This is a genomic window from Streptomyces sp. NPDC017993, assembly GCF_044328065.1.
Taxonomy (GTDB): Bacteria; Actinomycetota; Actinomycetes; order Streptomycetales; family Streptomycetaceae; genus Streptomyces.
The window spans coordinates 1-13,174 of record NZ_JBIRGO010000048.1 but is presented as its reverse complement, the minus strand read 5'-3'; the positions used below and the strand labels follow the sequence as shown (position 1 = coordinate 13,174).

The 13,174-nt window shown below is 68.1% G+C and carries 12 protein-coding genes and 2 pseudogenes; 9 read left to right on the top strand and 5 right to left on the bottom strand.

The window, feature by feature from the left end; translation table 11 throughout:
- Window positions 1-96 precede the first annotated feature (96 nt).
- On the bottom strand, window positions 97-567 hold the full coding sequence (locus ACH4FH_RS38485) for a hypothetical protein (protein WP_398560634.1): 471 nt from the start codon (window positions 565-567) through the stop codon (window positions 97-99).
- A gap of 82 nt (window positions 568-649) precedes the next feature.
- Entirely contained in the window at window positions 650-1,930 is a 1,281-nt protein-coding gene (locus ACH4FH_RS38480) for a low temperature requirement protein A (protein WP_398560633.1), read from the bottom strand.
- Between the two features lie 114 nt (window positions 1,931-2,044).
- On the opposite strand from ACH4FH_RS38480, the gene ACH4FH_RS38475 reads away from it, so the two are divergent.
- From ACH4FH_RS38475 to ACH4FH_RS38455, 5 genes are all read left to right on the top strand, one after another.
- Window positions 2,045-2,245: a hypothetical protein gene (locus ACH4FH_RS38475; protein WP_398560632.1), complete on the top strand. Its 201-nt coding sequence runs from the start codon at window positions 2,045-2,047 to the stop codon at window positions 2,243-2,245.
- Window positions 2,246-2,292: 47 nt separating this feature from the next.
- Window positions 2,293-3,000, top strand: coding sequence for a hypothetical protein (locus tag ACH4FH_RS38470; protein WP_398560631.1), 708 nt, complete (start codon window positions 2,293-2,295; stop codon window positions 2,998-3,000).
- 330 nt (window positions 3,001-3,330) lie between these two features.
- Complete coding sequence (locus ACH4FH_RS38465; protein ID WP_398560630.1) at window positions 3,331-3,726, top strand: TSUP family transporter; 396 nt, start codon at window positions 3,331-3,333, stop codon at window positions 3,724-3,726.
- A complete protein-coding gene (locus ACH4FH_RS38460) occupies window positions 3,711-4,145 on the top strand; it encodes a TSUP family transporter (RefSeq protein WP_398560629.1) in 435 nt (144 codons plus the stop codon). The genes ACH4FH_RS38465 and ACH4FH_RS38460 overlap by 16 nt, the downstream gene beginning before the upstream one ends.
- Window positions 4,146-4,756: 611 nt before the next feature.
- Complete coding sequence (locus ACH4FH_RS38455) at window positions 4,757-4,972, top strand: hypothetical protein (RefSeq protein ID WP_398560628.1); 216 nt, start codon at window positions 4,757-4,759, stop codon at window positions 4,970-4,972.
- A gap of 384 nt (window positions 4,973-5,356) precedes the next feature.
- Here the strand turns inward: ACH4FH_RS38455 and ACH4FH_RS38450 are convergent, their stop codons facing one another.
- Window positions 5,357-5,755 carry a hypothetical protein gene (locus ACH4FH_RS38450; RefSeq protein WP_398560627.1) on the bottom strand — a complete coding sequence of 133 codons (399 nt, stop codon included), beginning with the start codon at window positions 5,753-5,755 and terminating at the stop codon, window positions 5,357-5,359.
- Window positions 5,756-6,051: 296 nt separating this feature from the next.
- Here ACH4FH_RS38450 and ACH4FH_RS38445 point away from each other — a divergent pair, with 296 nt between their 5' ends.
- The 3 genes from ACH4FH_RS38445 (at window position 6,052) to ACH4FH_RS38435 (ending at window position 8,898) form a co-directional block, all read left to right on the top strand.
- A complete protein-coding gene (locus ACH4FH_RS38445) occupies window positions 6,052-6,204 on the top strand; it encodes a hypothetical protein (protein WP_398560626.1) in 153 nt (50 codons plus the stop codon).
- 1,510 nt (window positions 6,205-7,714) lie between these two features.
- A complete protein-coding gene (locus ACH4FH_RS38440) occupies window positions 7,715-8,425 on the top strand; it encodes an HNH endonuclease family protein (protein WP_398560625.1) in 711 nt (236 codons plus the stop codon).
- Window positions 8,426-8,724: 299 nt separating this feature from the next.
- Window positions 8,725-8,898, top strand: a complete 174-nt coding sequence (locus ACH4FH_RS38435; protein ID WP_398560624.1) for a hypothetical protein — start codon at window positions 8,725-8,727, stop codon at window positions 8,896-8,898.
- 63 nt (window positions 8,899-8,961) lie between these two features.
- Here ACH4FH_RS38435 and ACH4FH_RS38430 read toward each other — a convergent pair whose 3' ends face one another.
- The gene (locus ACH4FH_RS38430) at window positions 8,962-9,273 is read right to left on the bottom strand and encodes a hypothetical protein (protein ID WP_398560623.1); all 312 of its coding nucleotides are present in this window, start codon (window positions 9,271-9,273) and stop codon (window positions 8,962-8,964) included.
- Between the two features lie 583 nt (window positions 9,274-9,856).
- Here ACH4FH_RS38430 and ACH4FH_RS38425 point away from each other — a divergent pair.
- Window positions 9,857-10,939 (top strand): annotated as a pseudogene (locus tag ACH4FH_RS38425) (erythromycin esterase family protein).
- 592 nt (window positions 10,940-11,531) lie between these two features.
- Here the strand turns inward: ACH4FH_RS38425 and ACH4FH_RS38420 are convergent.
- Window positions 11,532-13,005: pseudogene (locus ACH4FH_RS38420) on the bottom strand (aminotransferase class I/II-fold pyridoxal phosphate-dependent enzyme).
- Window positions 13,006-13,174: the final 169 nt, after the last annotated feature.

Sequence of the window (13,174 nt, the reverse complement as noted above, 5' to 3'; positions counted from 1 at the left end):
CCGCTACGAGAAACGCGCCTACGTCTACCTCGGAACCGTCACGGTCGCGACCCTCATAATCTGGCTCCGAACATGATCCGAGAAACAGTGCCTAGGTCAACCACCTCGAACGCGAGCACCACGCCTCACGCGGGCCGCCCCGGCTTGGAGTTCTTGCGCCGCTGTGCGACCTCTTGCTTCATGAGGTTCGGTGTGGCTGCGATGCCAGATGGCGCCTTCCCACTTCACGTATTGCGGTGTCCTCTCGCGCAGGAGGACGGGCTTGAGGTAGTTGTGGAACAGGAGCGTGCGGCCCTGGTTCCGGCTCTGGATGTTGAGCTGGAGCAGGTGGGCGGCGTGGGTGAGGGGAATGCGGAGCGGGAGTCCGGGGCGGTTTCCTCGGTCGGCGGTTGGTGGGTGACCGGCGAGTCCGCGGGCGGAGACGGCATAGGCGAGGAGATCGTGGGTCCAGGCCAGCAAGGCTGTTCGGCTGTCCTTCGCGGCGGCGCCGACGCGGGCCTGTTCGGCGAGTGTCTGGATGCGCTCGTGAAAGGCGCCTTCGAGGAGGGCCTGTCGGGTACCCGGCAACCGGGCTCGGCGAGCAGAGCCCGGACGGTCGCGCCGCGCTGTACCACCGGTCACCAGAACCGACCGAGGTCCCCGCCGATACCTACTGCGTACCGAGCTCCTCAAGCATCTGCTGTTGGTGGCGATGCCCGATCGTCTCGTAGCCGATCACGGTAACAAAGGGCGCGAGCATGACCACGAGCAGGCACACCGCGATGGCCACGCCGGCGGCGGCCAGGAGGACTGCCGTGAGCAGTACGGCGATGGTGAGGGCGATCAGAAGGATGTGGAAACGGTCGGCCGTGGACAGCAGCAGGGTGTGCAGGAGGTAGATCATCAGCATGTAGAGGCCGACCGGGAGAGCGAGGGCGAGGACGACGGCGGTGCCGGAGATCCTGGCGTGGTGTTCCATGTACAGGCCTGCCACGTGCAGCCCAGCGCCGACTCCGGCGACGCCGATGAACAGGGGGATGTGGCCGTAGCCGAAGAGGTATCCGCGGCCGCGGCGGTGCGCCAGGATGTCGCCGAACGGCGTCAGGAAATACATCCACCACATACCGAAGGTCAGGCCCACACCGGCGATGACAACGGCGATGGCGTTCCAGGTCCAGTGCGTGCCGTCCCCGCCGCCCAGGAGGTCGCCGGAGGAGGCGACTGTACCGACGACGCCCTCGCCGAGGACAATGATCGCGAATAGTCCGTACCGTTCGGCGACGTGGTGCGGGTGCCAGGGCGTGCCACCCGCGGAGCGCTGCGCAAGCACCGGCAGGACGAGTTCGAGGGCGCCCAGGACGCCGAACGCGACGAAGACGGCGCTGATCGGCATATGGACGAAGGCCACGACGATCCAGCCTGCCTGGACGATCACTGTCCAGCGGATGTTGGCCATGCCGACGTCGTGGAACGACGGGGACTGCCGGGCGGCGCGCCACCACTGGAGCACCATCGCGATCCGCATCACGACGTAGCCGATGACCATGGCACGCAGTTCGAGGTGGCCGCCCTCCTTGACGGAGTGGAACATCGCGGGCAGGCCAAGCGAGAGCACGACGACGCCGATCATCTGCAGCATCGTCACGGCCCGGTAGAGCCAGTCGTCGGTGGCGAAGGCAGAGGCGAACCAGCTGAAGCTGATCCAGGCGATGCTGATCGCGAACATCGCCAGTACGAACGCGATGACCGCCTGGCCGGCATGCCCCTCGGCGACCATCTCGGCGAACTGGAACGCCGCCGTGCCGACGGCGACCACGAAGGTCAGGTCGAACAATAGCTCCAGCGGCGAGGCGGTCCGGCCGTGCTCTTCCGGGTCACGGCCGGTCATGGGGACCAGCCGTCGCGACAGACCGAGCTTGCCGGACTTGCCGGTGGGTGGGGAATCATTCATGTGCGGCAGTATTTCTGACGCTGCCCCTGCCCGCCGGGCCGCACTGCCGACGCAAAGTCCTCCGGCGACAACGACGAAGCACCATACCCGCCCGATCCCCAGCAGCATCGCGGGGTGCGGCTATTCGGGCAGCGGTCTTTCCTGGACGAAGTTCTTCATGGCACTCCCACCCACCAGGTCGCCAACAGTGCCCACTCCGCCATCGTCCCGCGCCACGAAGCCGCCATCCTGCTCGCCGCTGGGACCAACACCCGTATGTCCAAGCCCGCGCGTTCGAGCGGAGTAGCTGCTGAGCTGACCTTCCAGAACCTGTAACCGGCACGCCCAACCTCCCCAATCGGTAGACCACGTGCGGGTTCCGGGTGTTCGAGCTCCAGGATTCTGCGAACCCGCGCGCTTCGCTCTTCGACATCCTGGCCGCCGGCGAGACCGACCTGTGCTGCCAGCCCTACAACGAGCGCCGGGCCGAACTCCTGAAGGCCCTGGCAGGCGGGCCGGCGACCCTTCAGCCCGTCCCCTCCACCGGCGCCGTAGAGGTGGCGAGGGACTGCGTCGGTGCGCTCGGCGGAGTGGAAGGCATCGTCGCCAAGCCGCGGCACTCCCGGTATGTGGGCGAGCGTGGCGGGTCGGGGTGGGTGAAGTGGCGTCAACGCCACACCGTCGACGCAGCCGTCATCGGAGTGACCGGCGCGACGCCCGCGGCGCATGCGTTCATCCTGGGCCGGCCCACGGGCCGGATCCGTCCCGTGGGCGTCAGCCTCCCGCTGGGCGCCGACCTGCGAAGGGCAGCTGCGCCGCTCCTGCACCCGGCCGGCCACACGATGCTCGAACTGCCCGGAACCGTCGGAGGCCTGCCCGGCGCCGACCCGATCCTCTACCTGCCGGTCCTCCCCGAGATCGTGGTCGAGCTGCAGGTCGACCAGCTCCGCCCCGAGTTCGGGCGCTACCGCCACCGACCCCGGGTGGTCCACATCCGGGCCGAATTGCATCCGATGCAACTCGAACCGCTTCCCGATCCCGGCGAATCCGCAGGTCGTCAACCTGGCGACGATGCGGCTGATGGCTGCTGACCTGCCGCTCTCCAGCCCGGACACGTGAACGCCACAATGTTGCATTTGTTGCAACGCGTAGAAGGGCGAGAGCGCCACTTTGGTGCAGCTCACTCGGTGCTGCTCGAAGGTGTGGCTATGTCCACGAGAACGGACAGCGCTTCGGCAGCGATTCGGGAGGCGTTCGTAGCTGCGACCACCACTGGATGTTCAGGAGCTCCGATAGCACCTTCCTGCGCAGCACCCGTTGTTCGGACATCGCCACGAATCCTGAGCAGGTACCCAGTGGCTTTCCCTGAAGATGGGCTCCGCCCGTGGCCAGGGGGTTCGTGACACGCCAGGATGCCCGTCATGTCCACTGACCAGAGCCTCGCCCCTCTTCGTTCGACGCGCTCAGCACCCGTGGTGTTCGGCGCGGGAGCGGCCATCGGCGCTCTGGGCGGAATGATCGGGCTGGGCGGCGCGGAGTTCCGCCTGCCGCTGCTGATCGGCCTGTTCGGGTTCGCCGCGCTGTCCGCCGTCATCCTGAACAAGGCGATGAGCCTGGTCGTGGTCCTGATCGCGCTGCCCGCCCGCCTCGCAGCCGTCCCGGCCGCCGAGGTCGCCGCCCGCTGGCCCGTCGCGGTCAACCTCCTGGCCGGGAGCCTGCTCGGCGCCTGGGCCGGAGCCTCCTGGGCGATCCGGATGCGCTCCGCCACCCTCACAAGGCGCTGGCCGCCCTCGTGGTGCTCATGGCCGTCGCCCTAGTCGTCACCCACACCACCACCCTGGACACGCTCGCGCTGCCGCTCTGGGTCCAGATCCCCTCCGGCGTCGCGGCCGGGTTCGGCATCGGAGTAGTCGCCGCGATCATGGGCGTCGCCGGCGGCGAGCTGCTGATCCCGACGATCGTGCTGCTGTTCGGCGAGGACATCAAGACCGCCGGCAGCCTCTCCCTGCTGGTCTCCCTGCCGACCATGCTGGTCGCCTTCGCCCGCTACAGCCGCGACGGCAGCTTCGCCGTCCTTCGCGGCAACCTCCGCTTCACCCTGGTCATGGTTGCGGGCTCCGTCGCCGGCGCGATGCTGGGCGGACTGCTCCTCGGCGTCTTCCCGGCCCTCGTCCTCACCCCCGCCCTGGCCGTGATCCTGCTCGTATCCGCAGTCAAGCTCGCCCGCCACGACTGACCTCGCCGGCACCCCCTTGGACCCGACACGGCGGGTGGCCCCCATTCCGGGAACATCGACTTCACCCCGAATGGAGCGCCTCCAGAGTCCTGAACAACTGTTGTCGAGATTCGTGGACAGAGCCAATGGGAGGGCCGTGCGGCCCAACGACGCCGAATACCGCAACTTTCGAATACGTGCCGGTCACCAGCCATCCGAGGAGACCTGACACCCGACATGCTCGACGACATGCCCTGACCGCAGGCCGCCGCGCCATGCGCACGCTCACCGGGCAGCCACGACCGAGTGACTTCCTCGGCGATGACGAGGCGCCGACGGCGCCCTGCCGGCCATCGAGCTAGGGGTGTTGTTCGAGGGCGACGACCTGGGCGAGTGGCTTCAGCGGCAGAAAAAGGTCCGGTGACGACCCTTCAGGCCGTCCGGGCCAGCCTCTGACCGCTTCCACCACCGTGGTCGGGCCCGCGCCTCTTGAGCCCCGAGGGTCTCGCTATCACCCCCGAACGGGTGAAGTTGCCCGCCAGTCGGCTCTCAACACGGCGCTGTGGTGTTGTCCCGATGCGAGCTAGGGAAGATCACCACCGGTCCGCAGGGGACCACTCAGGGAGGCAGCTATGAGCCCACAAGATGAAGCAGCAGCACTGTTCGACCAGGTCGACACCGACAAGGACGGTGTGATCACGTACAAGGAGTGGCAGGACCGCGAGATGTCCCAACAGCGCAACCCTTTCGATCTCGGCAAGTTCCTCAGGGGTGACACCAACAGTGACCGGACGATCGACCGGCAGGAGTTCCTCAGGTACTACATGACGAACCACGGACAGGTCTGACGATCGGCATCTTCAGGCATCTCGCGTGCACCGGGACGCCGAGACGGCCCGCCTCGCACAGACGGCACACAGGGGCGGGCCGCCAACTGGCTCCGACGTCGAGCCACGCTCCGCCGACCTGGGCTTGCAGGCCACAGCACCGGGGCTCACGGGCTTCGCACGGGTGCATCTGCAGCCGCGTCCTGTGTCAGCGCCGGAGGGTGTAGTGGGTGAGACGTGTCCGGGCGCCCGGCTGCACCGCGGCGGTCCGCTGACCGCCGCGTACGCCGACTCACTTGTCGACGCGGCCGTCAGAGCATTTCGGCCCCTGCACAGGGGTGAATCCACACCCGCAGAGCTCGGCCCGGTCGGCTTCTGGCCCCTGAGCGCCCGTCATCAAGCGTTCTACTCCCAGCTGCGGTCCGTCGAGGCCCGGCGGACCTCCACGTCGTACTGATTGACGTCGAATCGAAGCTCTGGGAGATCGACATCGTCCTCGTCCGGGTTGCGCCAGCCGCTCCAGATCACATGTTGCCCTTCACGCCTGATGGTCACGTAGAGAGCGCCGCAGCATCCTTCCGTGCACTCAGCCTCGGCAAGCCGAACCTCGCGGGGGGTGGCTGTCGCGTGAAGCGGCGCATCCGGCCCCAACAAAGACCAAGGGTCACCTGCCGGCCCCTCGTCGAACACGTCGGCCAGGATGTCGCGTCCGTTGATGATAGGTCGGCATTCCACGGTGCCGTATCGGCTTCCCAGGGAGGGCACGACGATGCGGAGGGACAGCAGATGCGCCTGGGTGGTCATTGGCTGATGCTCTCGGAGTCAGTGGCAGTTGTCCTGCGTGTTCTGCATTGCCGGTCACGAGCACGTACCGGAGGTCGCACAGCTAGCAGTCGGCCCAGCACCTGGCACCCTCCAGCGTCGAGCAGCCCAGCAGTCCAATAGGAGAGAAAGCGGTTACACGCTCGCCCACACTGGAGACCGCCCGCAAGGAGGTGAAGCGGAACCGTGAATCTCGCCTTCAGTCACGCAGGGCCGTGGACACTGGAGGGCCGTCCTAGTGCTGCCCGAAGACGCCGCGCAGCGTATCGAGCTGATCGGTGGACCGCCCCTCGCCTGGCCTCGCGCACCAGCGTGCCTTCTACCGTCTGCACACTGTGCTTGAGCGGGCCGCCGAGGCCGCCGGCGCCGACGTCGATGTCTTCGAGCGGATCAACGTCGTCGTCCCCGAGTCGAGGAGCCCTTTCCGATGACGTTCGGCCCGGGGCCCTGGTCCCCAGGTAGCTGGACGTGTCCTCGTGTGGCGGGAGTAGCGGCGGTGGCCGCCCGTGGGGCGGTCGGTCAGGCGGCTTCGACGAGGGCGCGAAGGAAGCTCTGGGTTGTGCCGGGCATCGCGACGGCCAGGCCCTGGTGTAGGCGGGTAGTCGCTTCGCCGAGCCGACCGAACGAGGCGTCGTCTGCTGTCATTGCACGTCGTTGTGGAACGTGTGGAGGGGCCCTGGTGCCGTACGGCACCAGGGCCCCGAAGGAACTACAACACCATCTGCCAGCCCTCGTACTGCGCCGGCCTTCTGTGTCCGCACGCCCATCCGGGAGAGGATGGGGAATGCGGGGATCGCGGTTGCTTGACCGGAGACCACCTCACTATCGATGTCCTGCGGTACCCGGGCTCAGCGATTCCGCCCGGGCGATCCTGATGGCGCTCGGCTCCTCCGTTCTTCCCTCTTGATCAACTGCGTACTGCTGGTGATGCGAACTACTCAGCGGCCTGCGATAGCGCCACACTTCGGCAGCCGGCCCCGTCGCCCGTCCTGCATCTGCTCTGGCTTAGAACCCCACTGCCGAACTTCCCGGCACGCGCGCCCGCAGCCGACGCCTTTACCGAGGTGCTGCTCATTTACTTCACTGCTGGGTACAGCGAACTGCACTTACGGGTACTGCACTTGTACTGCCGTACCTCTCGGCGGCCCCTGATCACTGCGGGCCACCCGGTCCGGTCGTCAGTCCCCTCGCCGTCCTGCAACAACCCTGGCTTCGAAACTCCACCACCGCACCGTCCTGCGAAGTGCAACTGCGGTACTGCTGCCCGGCAGTTCATCTCTGCCAGGCCCTGCGGTCTCTCTGGCTACGAGAGAAACCATAACCACACCACCACCCAATGTCTACTCTGGTCAGCATAGATTTCCTCGTGTTCGACGGTGAGGTAAACGACCTCGAACGGCGACGAGGCGGATCCGAGGACCCTCACCACGGGCCTTGTGGGCCGCAGAGCGGATACGGGACCGCTCGCCATCCAGTAGGAACTCGCCGTCCACCGAGGGCCAATTACACGACGTTTCGGACATGTGCGGCACCATGCCGTCATGACGACTGCCCGGACCCCTGCGTTGGCGTGCGGACCTCGGCGAGACGCCGCGCACGCCCCGCCGCCGGAAGAACTGCGCCGAGAAGACAGGTGCGTCGCCATGATGCCCAGCGGCTGGTTCGAGGTGACGCGCCGCTGTTGCTGGTGCAGCTCATGGGCGGCGGTGCCGGCCCTGCGCACGGACTGGAACTGCACCGAATGCCGCACCTGGCACGGGCCGACGCAATGCCTCACTGCGGAGGGCCTTCCGGTCGAGGGGCTGACCTCTCGGGGGTGGGGTGACCTCGTAAGGGCCGTTGACGTTCGGTGACCCTCGAACGCGCCAGATGGTGAGGGGCCCGGTGCTTTGGGTAGACGCGATGCACCTACTTCGCCTCACCCGAACACCACGGAGCTGTATGCGCCCCGCTCACCGCCTCACCGCCCTGGCATGCCCGCTCCTGCTGATGTCGCTCGCCGCATGCACTGGCGACGTTTCAGCCAACGACGACCCCAAGCCGCCCTCGGCGACGGCACCTACAGCGTCCGCCCCCGCCGGCAGCAGCCTGCGACTGTCCGACGCCATCGAGCAGTTGAAAGTCGCGGACGAAGCTCGCACCGGATACGAGCGGGACAAGTTCCATCTGTGGATAGACGCAGACCACGACGGCTGCGACACCCGCAAGGAAGTCCTTCTCTCGGAAGCCGTCACCAAGCCCCGCCAAGGCAAGAGCTGCAAACTGACCGGCGGCACCTGGCGCTCCTACTACGACGACAAAACCGTCACCGACGCCTCCCGCCTCGACATCGACCACCTCGTCCCCCTCGCCGAAGCATGGGACTCCGGCGCCTCCAATTGGTCGGACGAACGCCGCGAGAAGTACGCCAACGACCTCGACGCCCAACGCAGCCTCGTAGCCGTCAGCTCCGGCCCCAACCGCTCCAAAGGCGACCAAGACCCCGCCGAATGGATGCCACCCGCCAAGGACGCCTCCTGCACCTACGCAACCGACTGGGTAACCGCCAAACTCCGCTGGAATCTCACCATCGACCACGCCGAAAACCGGGCCCTGGCCAAGCTCGCCACCAGCTGCACCGAAGCCACCGTGAAGGTCACGCCCGCCCTCTGACCGCGAACGCCCGGCGGCGAACTGTCCACGGCCGCCGGGCGAGGCCAGCTACGAGTGGTAGCCACCAGCAGACTGGGCTGTGCGTTCTCGTGGACAAAGCCACCGCCCTCTGGACCTCGCTCTTCCTGGCGCTCCCCAGAGGGTAGTGACCTCTTGAGCGGATTCAGAATGATGCGGTCTGTAGACCAAGCGCATCAATTCGCCGTGGCGCCCGTGCGCGTGCCGGGGCTCTCGTTGTGTCGTTGAGCAGCTGGACAACGACACCTAGAGAGAGGGAACTCGTGCTTCGTCGCATCGCAATGACGCTTGCTGCCGCTGCCGCTGCCGGGCTGGTGGCAACCACCCCGGCAGCGGCACTCGCCCCTGGAGACGGCGAAGACCCGCACGGTGTTACATACAGCGGCGCCACGGACTCGGGATACAAGACGGGTGCGTCCTACCACCACAACCGCTGGTTCGACCTCGACGACTAAGCGGCTGTGCACGCCCGGTCTCGTCGCCATGTCGCAGGAATTGCCGTCGTGCCCGTGGTGGTCTTAGCGCCGGAGGCTGTAGTGGGTCAGACGTGACCGAGCGTCCTTCTCGGTGAGCCCGAGGGCCTTACCGATCACAGCCCCGGCCAGCTCTTCGGCCTCCGCGGCATAGGCGGCTTCCCGTCCGATGCGCGCCGTGATGCGTTCCAAGGCCGCTACCGCCTTCAACGCGGCCAGCGGCGCTTCCGTGGTGAGGGCCTCGAGCTGGTCCGCCAGCCGCTCCAGGAGGCCGTCCAGTTCGCTGGGGAGCGGTACGGTGCCGGCTGGCGAGCCGGTTCCGCCGTGCCCGTTCCCCTGCCCCGCCTGCGTCGCCAAGGGTCGGCAGGCCGCTCGAACGAGTGACCCCACCCCGATAGCGGACCGCTCCGAGTAGACGAGAGGGAAGGTGGCAGGAGAGATGACCACGATGGAGGCGACATGCTCCCGACCATGCGCGACCACGGATGCCCGCCGGAGCACCACACGACCAACATCAAGACGGACGGCACGCACGTTGAGCGCTGCATGTTGTGCGGATACAGCCTTACGCACGAGCGGCGGGGTGGCGGCAGCAGTGCTCGACCCAGCGCACCGTCTCCGCTGCCTGTCCGGAGCACCCACCGACGAGAGCTGCCCTGACCTGACGCCGACTAATGGCGGAGCCTGCCCGGTCTGCGGGTCGAGCCGGACCTACAACGACAACGACTGGGTCATCTGCCAGGACTGCGGATCCCGATCGCAGTGACCGCCTGACCGCCCCCGTGGCCATGGTCCCGTGACCGGCCACGGGGACTTCGTCTGTCCGGACGGGATGGCCACCGGTCCGCCAGACCGGACACGGACTCTTCATGTCTGGCCACGTGGCCACGGTCCTGTCGGACACGGCTGAAGGCGGACATGAACGAGTCTCGCCGGACAAATGCCTGATCAGACGTCGTGGACATGCGAGGACAACCGCCTCCAGGGCGACGGACACGACAAAGGGCCGGACACTTCCCAAGTGGGAGGCGCCCGGCCCCCTCTGTGGTGTCCGCTGCTCTGTCCGGACAGGCTCAGTCGGTCGTGTCCGCCGTGTCCGCCCTTCGCGTCCGCCGGCCGTGCGCTCGACGCCTACGTACGGCACGGCACCGGCGACCCCGAACGGCTCGTCGCCCGGCTGGGCTTCTGGACCTGGCGCACCCGGGAGATGGTCGACCTCGTCGAGTAGCTGCGCGCCCACAACCTCGACCTGCCCGAGGAGCGCCGGGCCCGCTTCGTCGGCACGGACCCCCAGCGCTGCGCCGACTCCGTCGAGGCCGTCGCCGCCTTCCTACGCCGGACGGCGCCCGAACGTGCCAGCGACGCCCACGCCCTCGAGGTGCTCGCCCAGGCCCGCCCGGCCTCGCTGCGCGACCCGGACCGGGCGCTGATGCGGCACGCCGAGGAGATCGCCCGCCTCGTCGCGGACCGTCGTGAGCGGTCGGGGCCCGGCGACGGCGCGGACGAGGCCTTGGAGCACGCGCGGATCCTCGTCCGCGCCGCCGACCTGGTGACCCGCCCCTTCGACCCCTCCGCCGGCGAAGACAGCGTGTTCGCCGCGCGCGACCGCTACATGGCCGAGGCCGTTACACGCCTCGTGGACGACGACCCGGGGGCGCGCGTCATGGTCTGGGCGCACAACGGCCACATCGCCAAGGCCACCTACGGGGAAGGTGTACCCGCCCTCGGCAGCAGGCTCCGCAAACGGTACGGCGACACCTACTTCGCCCTGGCCCTCCTCTTCGGCAGAGGATCCTTCCTCGCCCGGCGCGGCGACGACCTCCAGGGCCCTCCGGTGCCGCGCCGCATCGGCACCGGCATCCGTTCCCTGGAGGCGCGGCTCGCGGACGCCGTCCGCGGCGACTACTACGCCGACCTGCGGACCGGAACCACGCCTCACGAGCGACGTCATGCCGAACGGCTGGACCGAGACCTGCTCCGCAGCGCGCCTCACGGCGGCCGAGGTCTGGGCCATAATCCATGAGGAAACACGGGGCGCAGAAAACCCTATGCGCCCCGAGTTGGCCGCCGACCACGTGCTGCGGTCCTCATCGACGCGGAGGCCGCAGCCGCTGAGATGCGGGCTTGCGGATACGAGCCACTCGTGCCGTATCCCGGCCGCACCAAGGCGACTTGGCCCTCGCGCTGCACGACCTGCGGGTACGAGGGGCCTCCGACGTTCAACGCCGTCCGCAACGCGGGCCAGCGCTGTCGAATCTGCCGAGCGAAGGAGCCCCAGGCGAAACGCGCCGCCGCTCCTTCGGGAAGACGAAACGGTCGGTTGGGCGTCGCTGCGGCGTGCGTACGGACGCCTGACAAGGCGGTGATCAGCCGTCACAGTGCTGTTACGGCGCAACCGGTGGCGGCGGAAGGCTTTGACGACGTCCCAGATAGCGAAGCGGGTGGTCGACTCATCACCATCGTGATGCTCTGCTGTGGTTGTGCGGGGTCTCCCCCGCGCTGGCCGCACTGCTACCGGCTGCTGCTCGCTGACGAAGCGGAGGTGAAGAAGCGCAACACCGGAACCTACCCCTGGTGACGGCGGCCTGCGTGGCAGGCGGGCTCTGTCAGGCGCCCTATTTTTCGATGTGGACGCGGACAGTGCGCAGGGTGGGGTCCGCGGCGTCGGGGAGGTTCATTCCCCCCTCGATGCCGGTGGTCAGGTAGCGCAGCAGGGCGGAGGTGAGGCGTTCTCCCGGGAGGGCAGCCGGGATGCCGGGTGGATACGGGGTGAGCATCTCCGCGGCCACTCGTCCGGCGGCCTCGTCCACCGGGACGTCCTCGATGGCGCCGAAATAGGCGTCGCGGGGCAGGCAGGTCTGGTCGAGCCGCATCTCTCCCGGGGTGGGTACGGCGATGTGCGGGGCGGGGCGCAGGCCGGCCGCCTTGCGGGGAAGATCACGCAGCGCGTCAATCAGTGTGCGTGTGGTGTCGGCGTCGTCCGCATGAGTGAGTTGGGTGCTGATCCTGCGGTGATCTGCCAGGTGGGCGTCGATGCGGTGGTGTTCGCGCAGCCAGTCCGCGACCTGGTAGCCGGTGGCGCGCAGTCCGCTGACGTCGATGACCACCGGCAGCGGGTCAAAGCCGGCCGCGCGCCCGGGGCCGCAGTAGTCCGCGCAATCGTCGACGTGCAGCCCGTCGATCTGCTCGATGTCGGCTCGTACCCGGGCGGCGAGATCCAGGGCTTGCGTCATCAGGCGGTTGCCGTGCAGCACCATCTGGCGCCGCCAGCCGTCGATCCCGGCGTAGAGGAGCACCGAAGGGCTGGTGGTGCCCAGCAGGTCGGCGCGCGACTTCAGCAGCGCCGGGTCGATGAGGTCGCCCTGGAGGTGGAAGACAGAACCCTGTTCGAGACCGCTGCCCATTTTGTGGATGCTGGTGACGCAGACGTCCGCGCCGGCGTCCATCGCCCAGGTCGGCAGGTCCGGGTGGAACGGCAGGTGGGCGCCCCACGCCTCGTCCACGATGAGCGGTTTCGAGCGCCGGTGGCAGATGTCGGCGAGGGCGCTCAGGTCGGCACTGGCGCCGTATGGGGTCGGGCTGGTGACCAGGGCGCCCATCGCGTCGGGGTGCTCGGCGAAGGCCTGCTCGAACCGCTCGGGGGCCGGTGGGTGGGCCAGTCGTCGCTCGCCGTCCCACTGCGGATCCACCCACACCGGCCGCACCCCGGACAGGATCAGGCCCGAGACCACAGATTTGTGGGCGTCCCGGCCCACCAGCAGCTTCTCGTAGGGGCCTGCCACCGCGAGCATGGCTGCCTTCACCGACAGCGAGCTGCCGCAGGTCGGAGAAGAAGGTGTGCTCGGCGTGGACCGCGTCGGCCATCAGGGCCTCGGCGCGTTCGAGCACCCGCCCGGTCGTACGCCGGTCATCCAGACCGCCGGAGGCCAGGAAGTCTCCGTAGAAGACGGCATCGCCCAGGACGTCACGAACCTGCGGGTCGGCCCCGCGGGCGTGCTTGTGACCAGGCGGGGTAAATGCCAGCTCCCCGGACTTGCGGTAACGGACCAGCGCATCCAGAACCGGTGCCTCAGCGTGATCGACGGCCATGAAAAGACGACTGCCCGAGGACGGCCACGGTCAATCACCGCCTCGATGCCGACACTCCGAACGCTGGCGACCGCCTAGTGACCTGAGTCAGAGATTCGGTGGCAGTAGGCGGCGACTTTGTCGAGGATTTCGTCGGCGGTCTTCGTCCAGGTGAAGGGTCTGGGGTGCT

What these genes read in the sequence shown, in the direction of transcription:
- ACH4FH_RS38455 (WP_398560628.1), top strand. Translation starts at nt 4,757, where the DNA reads ATGAGCCCACAAGATGAAGCAGCAGCACTGTTCGACCAGGTCGACACC.
- ACH4FH_RS38435 (WP_398560624.1), top strand. Translation starts at nt 8,725, where the DNA reads ATGACGCTTGCTGCCGCTGCCGCTGCCGGGCTGGTGGCAACCACCCCG.
- ACH4FH_RS38480 (WP_398560633.1), bottom strand. Translation starts at nt 1,930, where the DNA reads ATGAATGATTCCCCACCCACCGGCAAGTCCGGCAAGCTCGGTCTGTCG.
- ACH4FH_RS38465 (WP_398560630.1), top strand. Translation starts at nt 3,331, where the DNA reads ATGTCCACTGACCAGAGCCTCGCCCCTCTTCGTTCGACGCGCTCAGCA.
- ACH4FH_RS38450 (WP_398560627.1), bottom strand. Translation starts at nt 5,755, where the DNA reads ATGACCACCCAGGCGCATCTGCTGTCCCTCCGCATCGTCGTGCCCTCC.
- ACH4FH_RS38440 (WP_398560625.1), top strand. Translation starts at nt 7,715, where the DNA reads ATGCGCCCCGCTCACCGCCTCACCGCCCTGGCATGCCCGCTCCTGCTG.
- ACH4FH_RS38460 (WP_398560629.1), top strand. Translation starts at nt 3,711, where the DNA reads ATGGCCGTCGCCCTAGTCGTCACCCACACCACCACCCTGGACACGCTC.